14 protein-coding genes and 2 tRNA genes are annotated in these 15315 nt (G+C 63.7%); 15 read left to right on the top strand and 1 reads right to left on the bottom strand.

Annotated features, from left to right (window positions below):
- The first annotated feature begins 4 nt into the window (after window positions 1-4).
- The 12 genes from QVN30_RS03295 to nth all read left to right on the top strand — a co-directional run bounded on the left by QVN30_RS03295 (window position 5) and on the right by nth (window position 9913).
- Complete coding sequence (locus QVN30_RS03295; RefSeq protein WP_066831670.1) at window positions 5-1213, top strand: glycosyltransferase; 1209 nt, start codon at window positions 5-7, stop codon at window positions 1211-1213.
- Window positions 1189-2559, top strand: a complete 1371-nt coding sequence (locus tag QVN30_RS03290; protein WP_239283431.1) for a histidine kinase — start codon at window positions 1189-1191, stop codon at window positions 2557-2559. The genes QVN30_RS03295 and QVN30_RS03290 overlap by 25 nt, the downstream gene beginning before the upstream one ends.
- Window positions 2560-2629: 70 nt before the next feature.
- Window positions 2630-3346, top strand: a complete 717-nt coding sequence (locus QVN30_RS03285) for a LytR/AlgR family response regulator transcription factor (protein ID WP_087201674.1) — start codon at window positions 2630-2632, stop codon at window positions 3344-3346.
- A 42-nt stretch (window positions 3347-3388) separates the two neighbouring features.
- On the top strand, window positions 3389-3847 hold the full coding sequence (locus QVN30_RS03280; protein ID WP_087201807.1) for a metallophosphoesterase family protein: 459 nt from the start codon (window positions 3389-3391) through the stop codon (window positions 3845-3847).
- 151 nt (window positions 3848-3998) lie between these two features.
- Window positions 3999-4076, top strand: a tRNA-Asp gene (locus QVN30_RS03275).
- Between the two features lie 159 nt (window positions 4077-4235).
- Window positions 4236-4313: transfer RNA gene (locus tag QVN30_RS03270), tRNA-Asp, on the top strand.
- A 264-nt stretch (window positions 4314-4577) separates the two neighbouring features.
- Window positions 4578-5072, top strand: coding sequence for an RrF2 family transcriptional regulator (locus QVN30_RS03265; protein WP_289835465.1), 495 nt, complete (start codon window positions 4578-4580; stop codon window positions 5070-5072).
- Window positions 5073-5108: 36 nt separating this feature from the next.
- A complete protein-coding gene (locus QVN30_RS03260; RefSeq protein WP_289835464.1) occupies window positions 5109-6011 on the top strand; it encodes an HhH-GPD family protein in 903 nt (300 codons plus the stop codon).
- 265 nt (window positions 6012-6276) lie between these two features.
- A complete protein-coding gene (rbr, locus tag QVN30_RS03255) occupies window positions 6277-6816 on the top strand; it encodes a rubrerythrin (RefSeq protein ID WP_087201670.1) in 540 nt (179 codons plus the stop codon).
- A gap of 365 nt (window positions 6817-7181) precedes the next feature.
- Window positions 7182-7724 (top strand): hypothetical protein, encoded by a 543-nt coding sequence (locus QVN30_RS03250; protein ID WP_289835463.1) that lies wholly within the window; start codon window positions 7182-7184, stop codon window positions 7722-7724.
- A gap of 81 nt (window positions 7725-7805) precedes the next feature.
- A complete protein-coding gene (locus tag QVN30_RS03245; RefSeq protein WP_289835462.1) occupies window positions 7806-9245 on the top strand; it encodes a DNA recombination protein RmuC in 1440 nt (479 codons plus the stop codon).
- On the top strand, window positions 9245-9913 hold the full coding sequence (gene nth / locus QVN30_RS03240) for an endonuclease III (RefSeq protein WP_289835461.1): 669 nt from the start codon (window positions 9245-9247) through the stop codon (window positions 9911-9913). Before QVN30_RS03245 ends, nth begins: the two co-directional genes overlap by 1 nt.
- Window positions 9914-10147: 234 nt before the next feature.
- On the opposite strand, the gene QVN30_RS03235 is transcribed toward nth, so the two are convergent.
- Window positions 10148-10873 carry a UTRA domain-containing protein gene (locus tag QVN30_RS03235; RefSeq protein ID WP_204565012.1) on the bottom strand — a complete coding sequence of 242 codons (726 nt, stop codon included), beginning with the start codon at window positions 10871-10873 and terminating at the stop codon, window positions 10148-10150.
- Window positions 10874-11217: 344 nt separating this feature from the next.
- Here QVN30_RS03235 and QVN30_RS03230 point away from each other — a divergent pair, with 344 nt between their 5' ends.
- From QVN30_RS03230 to QVN30_RS03220, 3 genes are all read left to right on the top strand, one after another.
- Complete coding sequence (locus tag QVN30_RS03230; RefSeq protein ID WP_289820536.1) at window positions 11218-12807, top strand: alpha-glucoside-specific PTS transporter subunit IIBC; 1590 nt, start codon at window positions 11218-11220, stop codon at window positions 12805-12807.
- 182 nt (window positions 12808-12989) lie between these two features.
- Window positions 12990-14333 carry a 6-phospho-alpha-glucosidase gene (locus tag QVN30_RS03225; protein ID WP_066831710.1) on the top strand — a complete coding sequence of 448 codons (1344 nt, stop codon included), beginning with the start codon at window positions 12990-12992 and terminating at the stop codon, window positions 14331-14333.
- A gap of 224 nt (window positions 14334-14557) precedes the next feature.
- Window positions 14558-15151, top strand: a complete 594-nt coding sequence (locus QVN30_RS03220) for a hypothetical protein (protein WP_289835460.1) — start codon at window positions 14558-14560, stop codon at window positions 15149-15151.
- Window positions 15152-15315: the final 164 nt, after the last annotated feature.

The raw sequence follows: 15315 nt of genomic DNA, 5'->3' as shown, positions 1-15315 counted from the left end.
GCAGATGAATCCTACGATCGTTATCCCCTCCTATTGGGCCGAGGGCTCAGCGGATGTCCATGCTCCGGGAGCTTATGATCACAGCACGGATCTCAGGAGCGCCGCGCCCGAGCTCAACACCTGTCTCGCCTCGCTCGAGCAGGTGCGTGGACTGTGCCGCGTCATCATCTTGGTGGTGTGCCCGCCGGCGACCACCGACGCCGCGCGCACGCGCGTTGAGCAGATCGCCCGCGCGCATCCCAAGATCGTCTGCACGATCCTCACCAACCGTGAAGCCTCGCGCATCCAGGAGCGCGTCAACCAGATCGCTCCCAAGGCGCCAGGCGAGCCGGTGTCGCTGCGCGGTTACGGCGCCATCCGCAACATGGGCCTCGCCGCGGCGAGCATTCTCGGCCATGACAGCGTGATCTTCCTCGACGACGACGAGCTCGTTCTCGATCCCGACTTCATGCAGAAGGCGCTGTACGGGCTGGGCCAGCAGACGCGCCAGGGGCTGCCCATTCTGGCCAAGAGCGGCTACTTCTTCAATCGCGAGGGGTCCCCTCTCGCTGACACCTCGAAGGCCGACCTCGCGCATCGCTGGTGGACCAAGCGGATTGAGTTCAACCGCTGGATGCGCAAGGCGCTGGCCGGCACGCGCATCTCGCGTTCCAACTACGTATGCGGCGGCTGCTTCGCGCTGCACGCGCGCGCCTACACGCGCGTGGCGTTCGACCCGTGGATCACGCGTGGCGAGGACCTCGACTACCTGTTCAACATGCGCATGCAGGGGCTCGACGTGTGGTTCGACAACCAATGGGCGGTCAAGCACCTGCCGCCGGCGAGCGAGCATCGCGCACCGCGCTTCATGCAGAACGTCTACCGTTGGTACTACGAGCGCGCCAAGCTCTCGTATGCCGCGCGCCAGCACGACCTGGTGCCCGTGACCCCCGCCTCGCTCATGCCGTACCCCGGCCCGTGGTTTTCCAGCGAGCTGGACGAGCGCGTGCGCAAGACCGCGTTCGCCCGCGCGCTGCTCACACGCGAGCGCGAGGGCTATCTGCATATCTGGCGCTATGGTCGAGGGCAGGCGGAGCGCTACGCCAACGAGAACAAATCGAAATATATCCGGTTCCAAAGCTTCTGGCCCAGCATCATGGATGGCCTGTGGAATGACGAGGGACTGTCCAAGATGTTGGAGGATTGCACATGCCGAATACCATCAAACGCCTGAACGAGCGGATGATATCGCGCCCGGGCGTGCTGCCCGGGTTTCGCGTCTTCTCGACCATATGCATCTTGGGACTCGCGGCGCTGTGCGTCTACACGCTCGTGGAGGGGCTCGATCCCGCCTCGGCGGTCGTGGCGAGCGTCATCTTGTGCCTGACGCTGATCGCCTTCATCTACCTGTGTCTGAATCCCGATTCGCTGCGTTCGCAGTACACCGAGCAGGCGCTGTCCACCGCCTCCGAGATGCTCGAGATCACCAAGTCGGGCCTGAACGCGCAGAGCGCAGAGGAGATCTGCCGGCGCCTGCTGCCCGAGACGCGCGCCATGGCCATCGCCGTGACCGACGACGAGTGCGTGCTGGCCTGCGTCGGCGACCTCGCGACCGACTTTCCGCCGGGATCGCCCATCCACACGCCCGCCACGCGCTACGTGCTCGAGCACGGCGTGGCCCAGTCGTTCACCCATATGGTCGACGTGAAAAGCGAACGCTCCGAGCACCGCGCCATCCCCGCGGGCATCATCGTGCCGCTCAAGGTGCGCGGCAAGGCCGTCGGCACGCTCAAGTTCTATTTCCGCCGCAGCCATGATGTGAACCGCACCCAGTATGCGTTGGCCTCGGGCTTTGCCGAGCTTCTGTCCACGCAGCTGGCCATCCACGAGCTCGAGCTGCAAGACGAGCTCACGGCGCGCGCGGAGCTGCGGGCCCTGCAGGCGCAGATCAATCCGCACTTCCTGTTCAACACGCTGAACACCATCGCCGCGCTCACGCGCACGGAGCCGCTGCGCGCACGTGGGCTGCTGCGCGAGTTCTCGTCGTTCTACCGCGCGACGCTCGAAAACTCCGGATCGGTCATCCCCCTTGCGCGCGAGGTCGAGCAGACGAGCCGCTACCTGCTGTTCGAGAAGGCGCGGTTCGGCGAGGACCGCATCCAGGAGACGGTCGACATCTCCGGCGAGGCGGGAAGCACGCCGGTGCCGGCGTTCATCATCCAACCGCTGGTGGAAAACGCCGTCCGCCACGGCATGCGCGACGAGGGGACTCTGCACATCTCGGTGCGCGCCTCGATTCCCGAGGAGGACATCGTGTGCATTGAGGTGTCCGACGACGGCGTGGGCATGGACGAGCAGACCGCGTCGCGCCTGTTCGGGGGCGATGAGCGCCCCGATATGCGCGACGCGCCGCAGGGCGGCGGCGCCGGGGTGGCCATGCGCAACATCTTTGAGCGTATTGAGCACTTTTACGGACCGCGTTCGAGTGCTAAGGTCGATTCTGTGCAGGGTCGCGGTACAACGGTTTCGTTCAGGCTCGACTTGCAGAACAGCATTCTGTTTGAGAGAGATGTAAAATAAACCACGCATCGTGGATGTTTTGGCCGCCGCGATACCACATGGAGAGCAACCGGGAAGGATTTACACGCCTATGCTACGTGCGATGATCGTCGATGATGAGGCGCCTGCACGATCTGAGCTGCGCTTTTTGCTGGAGCAGACCGGCAAGATGGGGGCTATCACCGAGGCCGCGAGCGTTCGCACGGCCATCGAGATGCTCATGGAGAATCGGGTCGACGTGGTGTTCTTGGATATCTCCATGCCGGGTGCATCGGGAATCCAGCTGGCTGAGGCGCTCCATAAGCTGAAGAATCCGCCCGCGATCGTGTTCGTGACGGCCTACAGCGACCACGCGGTCGAGGCCTTTGACGTCGATGCGGTCGACTATCTGCTGAAGCCGGTGGAGGAGGCGAGGCTCGACCAGGCCATCAACAAGGTGCTGGCTCGCGTCAAGCCGGTGGCGGAAAGCAAGGCCCCGATCGAGCGCATCCCCGTCGAGAAGGGTGGGCGCAAGGTCCTGATCCCGGTCGATCAGATCCGCTACATCATGGCCAAAGACGATTACTCATGCATCTTCACCGACGACGACCGCTACCTGTCGACGACCTCGCTCGCGCAGTTCGAGTCCAAGCTCGGCGATTTCGGCTTCTTTAGGGTGCACCGCCGCTACATCGTGAACCTCGCCTGCGTGGAGGACGTCGAGACGGCGGCCTCGGGAGCCATCCAGCTCGGCGTGACCGGTGTGGACGATCGCATCCCGGTGTCGCGCCGCCGCGTGGTGCCGCTCAAGAAGGCGCTCAACCTGTAGGAACGACGGCAGACGGCAAGACATGGGGGCATCTGCGTGAACATGCGGGACGCCAAGCGAATCGACATCATCTCCGATACCCATGGGCATCTGTCCTCGCGGTTGCTCCAGGAGCTTGCGGGCGCCGACCTTATCGTCCATGCCGGAGACATGACGTCGGAGTCGGATTACTTCGAGCTCGCGACCATCGCGCCGATTAAGGCGGTGCTCGGCAACAACGATTATTTCTACGATTACGGTCCCGGCGTCGAGCGCACGATCCGCTTTGAGTACGAGGGGCTGAGGTTTACGGTCAACCACTACCAGGAGCGCCTGCAGCTCATGGGAGTCGACGTGGCTGTGTGCGGGCACACGCACCGCTCGAAGATCATGCGCCTGGGCGCATGCACGCTCGTCAACCCCGGGTCGCCCACCTATCCTCGCGACGACCGGGGCCCCACGATGGCGCGCATGTTCGTCATGGACGGGACGATCGTCTCGACGAAGATCATCAGCCTGTAGGGGAGCGTCGGACGGTTCGTGCCGCACCCGGTCGGACGAGCGCTGGCCGCGCTGGTTGGACGCGCAAAAGTTTTTGAAAAAAGCCCTTGCGCAACCGATTGGGTTCTGTGTATACTAGCTCTCGCAGCACGCGGGGTACCGCGAACTGTATGGGGGGTTAGCTCAGTTTGGTTAGAGCGCCGGCCTGTCACGTCGGAGGTCGCGGGTTCGAGCCCCGTACCTCCCGCCATTGCAATCAAAGCCCTGCCTTCGCGCAGGGCTTTTTGCTATCGATAGAGCACAGCCGCTGCAGCGCGCAGACGTTGTGGTTTGCTTGTGAAGCGCATCTGCGCTCTGGTCATATCGTGCGAACCCGATATACTTATCACTCGCAGCGACGAGCTGTGATGGGGAGTTAGCTCAGTTTGGTTAGAGCGCCGGCCTGTCACGTCGGAGGTCGCGGGTTCGAGCCCCGTACTTCCCGCCATCGCAAAGATGCAGCCCATCCGGGTAATCCGGGTGGGCTGTTTGCGTTGAAGCCCCTGGTTTCTCCGTCGTCCTCTTCGTCCTGTTGTCGGCCCGCAGCCAGCGCGTCTTCCGAAATGACTGACATACCGCCTGAAGAGTGGGTGTATAGTAGTGAACACCGTTTTGGCGCTCTGGCCGTCTGGACGGATGCCGCGTTGTACATTCTTCTTGAACGCGATCGCCGCGCACGAGGCGACCGCGCGTAAACGTCCAAGGAGGAGAAATGGACATCTCCAGGAAGACCGACTACGCCCTCCGCATGTTGTCCATGTTGGTGAAGGACGAGGAAAATCTCTTGTCGGTGAGGACCGCCGCCGAGCAGGTCGGTGTTCCGTATTCGTTCGCCCGCTCCATTCAGCACGGCTTGGTGCAGGCGGGCATCGTGGAGAGTCTGCGCGGCGTGCACGGCGGCATGCGTCTTAAAATCGACCCGGCGGACATAACGATTCGTCAGGTCGTCGAGGCCGTTCAGGGCCCGCTCATCATGAACGACTGCACGGGCGAGGAGGGGATATGCTCCCGCCAGGCCACATGCTGCTATCATCCCATCTGGGTCGGTACGCAGGCGCTGGTCTTCAGCTATCTTGATTCCGTCACACTCGACGACGTGGTCAACGGCAAGAATACGCCGGCGGTCGATCCCAAGTTTGCCAATCGCAACGCGTTTTACACGTACGTATCGTGCGGCGAGAGCTGTCCGCGGTTCAATCAGCAGTAACCCGGGCGCTCCGTCTTCACGTCCCAAGGAGCGCCTGTGCCTGATATCGAAACGTTTCGCACGCTTGTACGAGCCGAAGGGACGCGCCTGTATCGCGATCTTCCCTGGCGTCGCACGCGCGACCCCTACGAGATCTGGCTTTCGGAGGTCATGCTCCAGCAGACGCAGGTGGCGCGCGTCATGACGCGGTGGGGCGAGTGGCTGGAGCGGTTCCCGACCGTCGAGGCGCTGGCGCAGGCGAGCGTGAGCGACGTGCTGGCCGCATGGCAGGGGATGGGGTACAACCGTCGCGCTCTGGCCCTCAAATCGGCGGCGGAGGCTGTGGTTTCCGAGTACGACGGCGTGTTTCCCCGCGAGACCGCGCAGCTCAAGGCGTTGCCGGGCATCGGTCCGGCGACCGCCCAGGGAATCCGCGCGTTCGCGTTCGACCTGCCGGGCGTCTACCTCGAGACGAATGTGCGCACCGTGCTGCTGCACCACTTCTTTCCCGATGTGCCCGGCGTGCCTGACCGGGAGCTCACGCCGCTGGCCGAGGCGTCCTGCCCTGCGCGTGCGGGGGAGACGGGCGAAGGCCCGTACGCTATGCCGCAGGACGCCGATGACACCCCGCGCTCCTGGTATTACGCCATGCTCGACTACGGCGCATATCTCAAAAAGACGATCCCCAATCCGTCGCGGCGCTCAAGCTCCTATACGCGGCAGTCGCGATTCGAGGGGTCGCGCCGTCAGAAGCGGGCCCACATCGTACGCATGCTGCTCGACGCGCAGGCGTCGGGATGCCCCGGGCTCGTCCTCGAAGAGGTTCGCGCGGGCGTGAACGACATGGAGATCGGTGCCGGCCGCGATACCGTTTCCAGCGATGAGGTCGCCTCCATCCTCGCCGATTTGGTGCGCGAGGGCTTTGCGAGGGCAGAAGGGGGCGTCTGGAGCATCGCGTAGTCCTGTGCAAATCGGGGGCAACCGCGGCGCAACTCTGGGGACAGTCCCTCAAATTTCACGGAGGAGGCACATGCCTCCTCCGTGAAATTTGAGGGACTGTCCCCAGAGTTGCGCCGCGGTTGCCCCCGATTTGCACGTCATGTGTAGCCGTCGTGAAGTTGGGTATAGGGACAATAAGGTAAGTGGTTTCTTATTAGGAATCATTTACAATAAGGACGTCCGAAAGCCTGTATCGGACATCTTGCTACACAAAGGAGGAACACCAATGGACTTCGAGAACTCCCAGACCAAGAAGAACCTTGAGACCGCGTTTGCAGGTGAGTCTCAGGCCCATACCAAGTATCGCTACTACGCCTCCAAGGCCAAGAAGGACGGTTACGTCCAGATCTCCAACATCTTCATGGAGACCGCCCTCAACGAGTCCGAGCACGCCAAGCTGTGGTTCAAGTACCTGCACGACGGCGCTGTGCCCGACACCCTGACCAACCTCAAGGATGCGGCCGCCGGCGAGAATTACGAGTGGACTACCATGTACGACGAGTTCGCCAAGACCGCTGACGAGGAGGGCTTCAAGGAGATCGCTGCCAAGTTCCGCGGCGTCGGCGCCGTCGAGAAGGCTCACGAGGAGCGCTATCTCAAGCTGGCCGAGCGCGTTGAGAAGGGCGAGGTCTTTACCCGCGAGGGCGTCAAGGTGTGGAAGTGCGGCAACTGCGGCCACCTGCATGTCGGCCCCACCGCTCCGCAGATCTGCCCGGTCTGCAACCACCCGCAGAGCTACTTCGAGGAGCACGTGGTCAACTACTAAGGAGTTGGCGCAACGTGACATAAGGTCCCCTAGACTTTCGCCAGGGAGGGTCTAGGGGACCTTTCTTGTGCCGGTCGCACCGCCGCCTGTGCATGGGCGAAAGCATCGCGTATGACGCGTTCATATCCATAACGCAAAATTACATGCGTATTGCTTGACGAGAGGGACGTTGAACTTCACAATGGACTCACCCTCTCCCGTGCACGCCTCGATTGGGAGGCCTGCACATGAACCTATTTCTCGAAACACCCCAGCGGGCTGCGGAGCGGCTGCTGAGAGAGCAACGCCGGCAATACAGCGCGCCGCCGGCGGCTTCAGGCTGGAATGGGAGCGCAGCGTCCCCGCCGCAATCCTCCGCTGCCCCGATGACGCCCCGGACAGACGCCTCGGCCTACGACCAGCCGCGCACCGCGCACGGTGGGGGACAGGCTCCTGCCGCGGCGGCCTCGGCCTATGCGGCGCCGCCCGCTCCCCAGGCATCGATGCCGCAAGGTGGTGCGCCCGCTGTTCCCGGGGCGCCGCAGGCAGCGTATCCGGCAGCAGGTCCTGCGGGCCCGGGCCCGCAGGCGACTCCCGCTGCGTACAGGGCCTCGGCCCAATCCGCACCCGTCTATCCCGAGCAGAGACCGTCCCAGCAGCCGTGGAACCAGTATTCGCTCGCGCAGGAGACGTATCGCGAGGAGCGCGCATACGATCGCCAGCGCGCCCGACGGCGCAAGCGGCACGGCGCGCTTCGGATTGTGGGGATGTTCATCCTGGTTCCGCTGATGCTCGTGGCGGCATTTCTGGTTTCATACATTCTGACCTGCATCATCAACGGCGCCTCGCCTGACGATGTGGCCGGCCTCCTTGCGAACCTGTGGGAGCGCATCCGAGGATGGTTCCTCGGGATCACGGTATTCGGGTAGCGGGCCGCCGATGCATGTGCCGCCGGGCGCACCTCGATATAATGACGGCAGATAGATGAACGGATACGAGACGGGCGGTTCATGGAAACTGAGCTCTTGATGATTGCGGTGCTTGCCGCCGTCGCGGCTGTCGTGCTGTCTGCCGTTGCGGCGGTCGGCGTCATGCAGATGAGACGAACCCGGGCGCAAGCCCTCGACCTCGCGCGGCAGGCGGCAGAGTCGGCGGAGCGCTGCGCGATGGCGGTCGAGTCGATGGGTCCCGTGGTGGCGCAGACGCACGCCGTGGCCTCGGGGCTGAGCCAGCATGCCGCGTCGGTTGCGGCGGTCGACCAGCAGCGCTTCGACACCACGGCGCGCGAGTTCAGCCGCATGGACGCCAAGGTCGATGACCTGCGTCGCGAGGTCCAGGCGCAGCTGGGCCAGAGCCGCGAGACCGTCGACACCCGCCTGGGCGAGATGCGCGTGTCGGTCGATCGCCAGCTGCGCGCCATCCGCGTCGACAACGAGCGCCAGCTCGAGCGCATGCGCGAGACGGTGGATGAAAAACTGCAGGCCACGCTCGAAAACCGTCTGACGCGGTCCTTCAAGCAGGTGAGCGACCAGCTCGAGGCGGTCTACAAGGGCCTGGGCGACATGCAGGGCATCGCGCAGGGCGTGGGCGACCTCAAGCGCGTGCTCGGCAACGTGAAGACGCGCGGTATCTTGGGCGAGGTGCAGCTGGGGGCGATACTAGCCGATATCCTGGCACCCGAGCAGTATGTGCAAAACGTCGCGACCAAGCCCGGCAGCGCCGAGCGCGTGGAGTTCGCCGTGCGCATCCCGGTCGAGGGGTCCGAGCCGGTGCTGCTGCCCATCGATGCGAAATTCCCCGGCGATGCGTACGAGCACCTGCGCGATGCGATCGATGCAGGCGATACCGAGGGCATCGCCTCGGCGCGCAAGCAGCTGGAGCTGCGCATCCGCACCGAGGCGCGCGACATCTCGACCAAGTACCTGTCTGTGCCGGAGACCACGAATTTCGCCATCATGTTCCTGCCGTTCGAGGGCTTGTACGCCGAGGTGGTCGACATGCCCGGGCTGGTCGAGACGATCCAGCGCGATTACCAGGTGAGCGTCGCGGGCCCCTCGACCATGGCGGCCATCCTCAACAGCCTGCAGATGAGCTATCAGAGCTTTGCGTTTCAGCGGCAGGCGGACGAGATCCAGCGCGTGCTCTCCGCGGTCAAGGCGGAGCTTCCGCGATACCAGGCCGCCCTGCAGAAGGCCTACGAGCAGATCAACCGCGCCGGCTCGACCGTCGAGACCCTCATGACCACGCGCACGCGCGCCATAGAGCGCAAGCTCAGGGGCGTCACCGCGCTCGAGAGCGAGGCCGAGGCGCTGCGCGTGCTGGGGTTTGACGAAGGCGACCGCTCGCAGGAAGCGGACGAGGTCATCTTCGAGACGCCGGAAGACGAGGGGTCCGCCTCGGCCGCGCACGGAGAGCGGGAAACCGATACGACGGAAAGGGACGATGCCTGATGCCACGCGAGACGAATGCGGCGAAGCGCGAGCGCGCCATCGAGGTGTGCCGGCGCCTGAACGAGCGTTACGGTCCGGTCGAGTGCTTTTTGGACCATGAGAACCCATTCAGGCTGGTCATCTCGGTCCTGCTGTCCGCGCAGACCACGGACGCCCAGGTGAACAAGGTGACGCCGGAGCTCTTTCGCCGCTGGCCGACGCCGGAGGCCATGGCGGGGGCGACGACTGCCGAGATCTCCGAGGTGATCAAGTCGCTCGGCTTCTACAAGACCAAGGCGAAGCACTGCGTCGAATGCGCGCAGATGATCGTGGCCGACTACGGCGGCCAGGTCCCGGCCGATATGAAGGAGCTGGTCAAGCTTCCGGGCGTGGGGCGCAAGACGGCGAACATCGTGCTGAACGTCGGGTACGGCATCGTCGAGGGCATCGCGGTCGACACGCATGTGAACCGCATCGCGCACAGGCTCAAGCTGTCTCCGAAGACCCATGAGAAAGAGCCGCTTAAAACGGAGCAGGACCTGCTCAAGATCTTGCCGCGCGAGTACTGGAACGATGTCAACCATCAGTGGATCATGCTTGGCCGCGAGATCTGCGATGCGCGCAAGCCCCTGTGCGGCGAGTGCCCGCTCGCAGACATCTGCCCCAGCGTGCGCGTGACCGCGGAGTAGCCGCGCCGGAATGCAAATCCGGGGACGTACCCTCCGCGTGCACTTTTGCAAATCGGGGACGTACCTGCTGCGTGCATCATTTTGGTGCAGCGGGTGCGCTCCCGATATGCGATATGCATAAAAAATTACGCAACAGGTACGTTCCCGATTTGCATGTGAGCCCCAGAATGCACGCAGCAGGTACGTCCCCGATTTGCAAAAGTGCACGCTGAAGGTACGTCCCCAGTTTGCACGCTAGCGCTGGGAGCGGACGGCGGTCTCGTGGTAGGCGAAAAAGCCCGGGCGCTGACGGGATTCGGTGTATTCGATCATGACGCCGTCGGCGTCGAAGGTGTGCGAGCGCATGACGCCCACCGCGTTGAATTCGCCGAGGTCGATGTAGCGCCGGTCGTTCTCGGTCGCCGCCTCCACGGTGATGGTGCGCTTGCTCGTGCCGATCTTCATGCCGAGCTCGCCCTCGAGGTAGGCGTAGACCGAGTTCGCGATGATCTCGAGCGTCAATCCGGGCACCTCGTCGGCAAGATAGAAGCTCTCGTCGGTCGAGATGCGTATGTCGTCGGCGCGGCGCGCGCGCATGATGTGGGTAAGGCGGCTTCCCGTGGCGAACCCCGTCGTTTCCGCGAGCCCGTCATCGGCAACGATCTCCTCGAGCAGCACGGCGTCGGTGTGCGGCGTGAAGTCGAGCCGCGCGGCGAGCTCGTTGAACGTCTCCAGCCCGTTATAGCCGCTGATGTCAAGAAGCGCGGGGTTGCGTATGACGCGCACGCCCTTGCCCTGCTGCGACTGGACGTAGCCGTCTTCCGCGAGCATGCGCAGCGCACGGCGGACGGAGCTGCGCGAGCAGTCGAATCGCGCGGTGAGTTCCGCCTCGGAGGGAAGAAACGATTGGTATGCGAAGATCCCGTCCTCGATGTTCTGCTTGAGGGCGCGGTAGATATCCTGGAACACTGCTTTGGGCATTGCATCACCTATTCGAACAACTTGCTATACAGAGTATAGACCGATGTAATCCGCATGACCACGGCATCTTGCACGACCAGGTCGTTGCGCCCGTCTCGGCTCTCGCTAACTTGTACGAACAACAATAACGTTTACCGGTGAATTCCGACCGTTCGCCGCGCCGCCTGCGGTATGGATAGACTTGTACGAACAAGAATCGCATAATTAAGCCATAACTTGTACGAACATGTTGGGTAGCAAACGCCGGCAAGCTTCTGAGCAGGGGAAATGCAGGTTATACGAAAGAATTGACGTCCGGGTATCGCCTGTCCGGACGACGTAAGCAAGAAAGGAGGAAGCCTCCCATGATGCAAAAGATCCAGAAGTTCGGCGGTGCCATGTTCACCCCGGTGCTTCTCTTTGCGTTCGCCGGTGTGGTGATCGGTCTCGGCACGCTGTTCACCACCGAGGTCATCTTCGGCTCGCTGGCGGCTCCCGATACGTTGTGGTACGGCGTGTGGAACGTGATCCTGCAGGGCGGTTGGACGGTCTTCAACCAGCTGCCGCTGCTGTTTGCGGTCTCGCTGCCCATCGGCCTGGCCAACAAGCAGAACGCGCGTTGCTGCATGGAAGTGCTCGTCGCCTACCTCACCTTCAACTATTTCGTGTCCACGATGCTGTCCCAATGGGGCCCGACCTTCGGCGTCGATTTCTCCGCTGAGGTCGGCGGCTCCTCGGGTCTCGCCATGGTCGCGAGCATCAAGACGCTCGACATGGGCATGATCGGCGCCCTCGCCATCTCCGGCATCGTCATCGCGCTGCACAACAAGTTCTTCGAGACCGAGCTTCCCGAGTGGCTCGGCGTGTTCTCCGGCTCCACGTTCGTCTACATGATCGCGTTCTTCGTGATGCTGCCCACCGCGCTCGTCGCCTGCCTGGTGTGGCCGCACGTGCAGGACGGCATCCGCGCCTTCCAGGGCTTCGTGGCAACGGTCGGCCTGCCCGGCGTGTGGATCTTCGCCTTCCTGGAGCGCGCGCTCATCCCCTTCGGTCTGCACCACCTGCTGTACAGCCCGTTCTACTATGACAACGCCGTGGTGAACGGCGGCATCTACGCTGCCTTCGCCAAGCAGCTCCCCGAGATCGCGGCCTCTTCCGCCCCGCTTACCGAGCTTGCGCCCTACGCGGCCTTCACCTGCTCCACCTGGTCCAAGATGTTCGGCTGCCCCGGCATCGCGCTGGCCTTCTACGCCACCGCCAAGCCCGAGAAGCGCCAGGAGCTGCTGGGCCTGCTGATCCCCATCACCCTCACCGCCATCTTCTGCGGCGTGACGGAGCCCATCGAGTTCACGTTCCTGTTCATCGCTCCCGCGCTGTTCATCGTCCACTGCGCGCTTGCTGCGTGCCTCGCCACGGCCATGAATGCAGTGGGTGTCGTGGGCGTCTTCGCCGGCGGCCTCATCGAGATCAGCTCGCTGAACCTCATCCCGCTGTGGGCCAACCACTGGATGACCTACCTCACCGGTCTGGTCGTGGGCCTTGTCTTCACCGGCATCTGGTTCGTCGTCTTCCGCTTCCTCATCCTCAAGTTCGACTTCAAGACCCCCGGTCGCGAGGACGACGAGGAGGAGATCAAGTTCCGCAGCAAGGCCGAGTACCGTGCGGCCAAGCAGGGCGGCGGCGCTGCGGCCATCGAGGCCGGCGCCGAGGAGAACCCCTACGCTGTCACCGCCGCGGCGTGCATGGAGCTCGTGGGTGGTCCCGACAACATCGTCGACGTGACCAACTGCGTCACCCGCCTGCGCCTGAACGTCAAGGACGAGACCCTCGTCGCCGACGATAAGGACTTCAAGGCCGTCGGTACGAGCGGATGCATGAAGAAGGGCAAGTCGGTCCAGATCATCATCGGACTCAAGGTCGCTAAGGTCCGCGATGAGTTCGAGAAGCTGATGTAGCGGATCGAGCCCGCCTACCCCGCGCATCGATGCGCGAAACCCCTTCGAACGGGGCGGCTTGACTTACTGCACCGCTAGTCGCCCCGCACCCCAGGAGGTCCCGAGGTGAACAAAGGCCCCGCGTCGTGGTCGCAACGCGAGGCTCACCAAACCCATTGCGACCGGGAAAGGAACGATCAGCCATGTCCAAGAAGTCCTATGCGGTGACTATCGCCGGCGGCGGCTCCACCTTCACGCCGGGCATCGCCCTCATGCTGCTCGAGGAGCACGACCGCTTCCCGGTGAACAAGATCACCTTCTACGACAACGACGCCGAGCGCCAGGAGATCGTGGCCAAGGCCTGCGAGATCTACTTCCGCGAGAACGCCCCCGAGATTGAGTTCAACTACACGACCGATCCCGAGACCGCCTTCACCGGCATCGACTTCGTGCTCGCCCACATCCGCGTCGGCAAGTACGCCATGCGCGAGAAGGACGAGAAGATCCCGCTGAAGTACGGCGTCCTCGGCCAGGAGACCTGCGGACCTGGCGGCATCGCCTACGGCATGCGCTCCATCGGCGGCGTCATCGAGATCCTCGACTACATGGAGAAGTGGAGCCCCGACGCGTGGATGCTCAACTACTCCAACCCGGCGGCCATCGTCGCCGAGGCCTGCCGTGTGCTTCGTCCCAACAGCAAGATCATCAACATCTGCGACATGCCGATCGACCTGATGGACAAGATGGCCGTCATGTGCGGCATCAAGGACCGTCGCGAGCTGCAGTACAGCTACTACGGCCTGAACCACTACGGTTGGTTCACCAGGATCTACGACAAGGACGGCAACGACCTCATGCCGGAGATCAAGAAGCACATGGCCAAGAACGGCTACCTCGACGGCATCAGCCATGAGCCGGGCCAGGAGCAGCACATCGACGAGTCCTGGGTCCACACCTTCGGCAAGGCCAAGGACGTGTACGCGCTCGATCCCGAGACCATCCCGAACACGTACCTCAAGTACTACATCTTCCCGGACTACGTGGTGGAGACCTCCGATCCCAACTACACGCGCGCCAACGAGGTCATGGACGGCCGCGAGAAGCGCGTGTTCGGCGCCTGCCGCGAGGTGATCGAGAAGGGCACTGCCGAGGGCTGCGGCTTCGAGGCCGACGCGCACGCCACCTACATCGTGGACCTTGCCTGCGCACTGGCCGAGAATACCATGGAGCGCTTCCTGCTGATCGTTCCCAACGACGGCGCGGTGTCCAACTTCGACCCGACCGCCATGGTCGAGGTCCCCTGCATCGTGGGCAAGAACGGCTACGAGAAGATCTGCCAGGGCCAGGTGCCCCAGTGGCAGAAGGGCATGCTCGAGCAGCAGGTCTCCGTTGAGAAGCTCGTCGTCCAGGCCTGGGTCGAGCACAGCTACCAGAAGCTGTGGCAGGCGCTGTCGCTGTCTGCGACCGTGCCGTCCGCCAAGGTCGCCAAGCTCATCCTCGACGACCTGATCGAGGCCAACAAGGGTTACTGGCCCGAGCTGCACTAGGTGCATCTGCGGAAAGGCGCGCAGAGGGGCGGCCTGACCGGCATTCCCCGGCGCCTTTCCGACCCTCTTTACGCGCCCGCGGCGCTTGCCTGCTGCGGGCGCGTGCTGAACGAGGGGCGAGTCCTGCTCACCCTGCCAGATGGGCGTTATGTTCGGTGCGCATCTGGCAGAATGAACGGGAATCTTCCCAAGACGACGAAGGATCGCCCGCGAAAGGGGATACCATGGCAAAGACGACTCGTGCTCAGGCGGCGGCGCGCGGAACGAAGCTCGACGACGAGCACTCGATCAGGCCCGCCGATGCCGTCGAAAAGCCCAAGCGGGCAGCCCGTCCCCAGTCCAAGTACGAGGCGCGCACCGCCAAGATCTTCACGACGGTGCAGGTCATCATGGTCGTGGTCCCGCTCGCGATGATAGGGTACGTGTGGATGGTCGGAGGCGGGTCCATCTCGGCGCTGCAGGACGCCATGGAGCAGAACCCGACGCTGACGGTGTCGTTCATCTCGGCAATGTGCCAGCCGCTCGTCGCGTGGCTGCTCAAGTTCGTGAAGCAGCACTACCAGGCGGGAGACGGCGGGTATGCCGCGGCGAACCTCATCGGCCTTATCTGCGGCGAGCTCATGCTCCAAAACGCCGTGGGCGTGATCGGGTGCGCGCTGCTGCTGTGGCGCATCTGGAAGCGCATCGACGGTGAGCTGACGGCGTGGAAGCAGGAGCGTCGATTGGGCGGTATGCTTGCCGACCTGTCCGGTGCGCTGGTGATCTGCGTGTTCGGCGCGCTGTGCGCGTTCGCCAGCTGGAGGGTCGGCCTGGTGTAGACCGCTGCGGGCGCCGCGTCGGGTTGCGGCGGGCGCCGGTGCTGGGATGCGCGGGGGCGCGTCGGTTTTTCGTCTCCATACGGCCGCATGATGTTCGCACATGGTTTGTAAGGAGATGGAAGAGGATCGGGGTTGCCACTTTCCGTGCGTCTGCGTGGGTGCTA

Origin of the sequence: Collinsella ihumii (assembly GCF_030385545.1) — a bacterium.
Classification (GTDB): Bacteria; Actinomycetota; Coriobacteriia; order Coriobacteriales; family Coriobacteriaceae; genus Collinsella; species Collinsella ihumii.
This window is presented reverse-complemented; position numbering and strand designations above follow the sequence as displayed.

Bases quoted from the DNA above. Each gene is read 5' to 3' on its own strand.
- QVN30_RS03295 (WP_066831670.1), top strand. From the start codon at position 5: ATGAATCCTACGATCGTTATCCCCTCCTATTGGGCCGAGGGCTCAGCG.
- QVN30_RS03290 (WP_239283431.1), top strand. From the start codon at position 1,189: ATGCCGAATACCATCAAACGCCTGAACGAGCGGATGATATCGCGCCCG.
- QVN30_RS03285 (WP_087201674.1), top strand. From the start codon at position 2,630: ATGCTACGTGCGATGATCGTCGATGATGAGGCGCCTGCACGATCTGAG.
- QVN30_RS03280 (WP_087201807.1), top strand. From the start codon at position 3,389: ATGCGGGACGCCAAGCGAATCGACATCATCTCCGATACCCATGGGCAT.
- QVN30_RS03265 (WP_289835465.1), top strand. From the start codon at position 4,578: ATGGACATCTCCAGGAAGACCGACTACGCCCTCCGCATGTTGTCCATG.
- rbr (WP_087201670.1), top strand. From the start codon at position 6,277: ATGGACTTCGAGAACTCCCAGACCAAGAAGAACCTTGAGACCGCGTTT.
- QVN30_RS03250 (WP_289835463.1), top strand. From the start codon at position 7,182: ATGACGCCCCGGACAGACGCCTCGGCCTACGACCAGCCGCGCACCGCG.
- QVN30_RS03245 (WP_289835462.1), top strand. From the start codon at position 7,806: ATGGAAACTGAGCTCTTGATGATTGCGGTGCTTGCCGCCGTCGCGGCT.
- nth (WP_289835461.1), top strand. From the start codon at position 9,245: ATGCCACGCGAGACGAATGCGGCGAAGCGCGAGCGCGCCATCGAGGTG.
- QVN30_RS03235 (WP_204565012.1), bottom strand. From the start codon at position 10,873: ATGCCCAAAGCAGTGTTCCAGGATATCTACCGCGCCCTCAAGCAGAAC.
- QVN30_RS03230 (WP_289820536.1), top strand. From the start codon at position 11,218: ATGATGCAAAAGATCCAGAAGTTCGGCGGTGCCATGTTCACCCCGGTG.
- QVN30_RS03225 (WP_066831710.1), top strand. From the start codon at position 12,990: ATGTCCAAGAAGTCCTATGCGGTGACTATCGCCGGCGGCGGCTCCACC.
- QVN30_RS03220 (WP_289835460.1), top strand. From the start codon at position 14,558: ATGGCAAAGACGACTCGTGCTCAGGCGGCGGCGCGCGGAACGAAGCTC.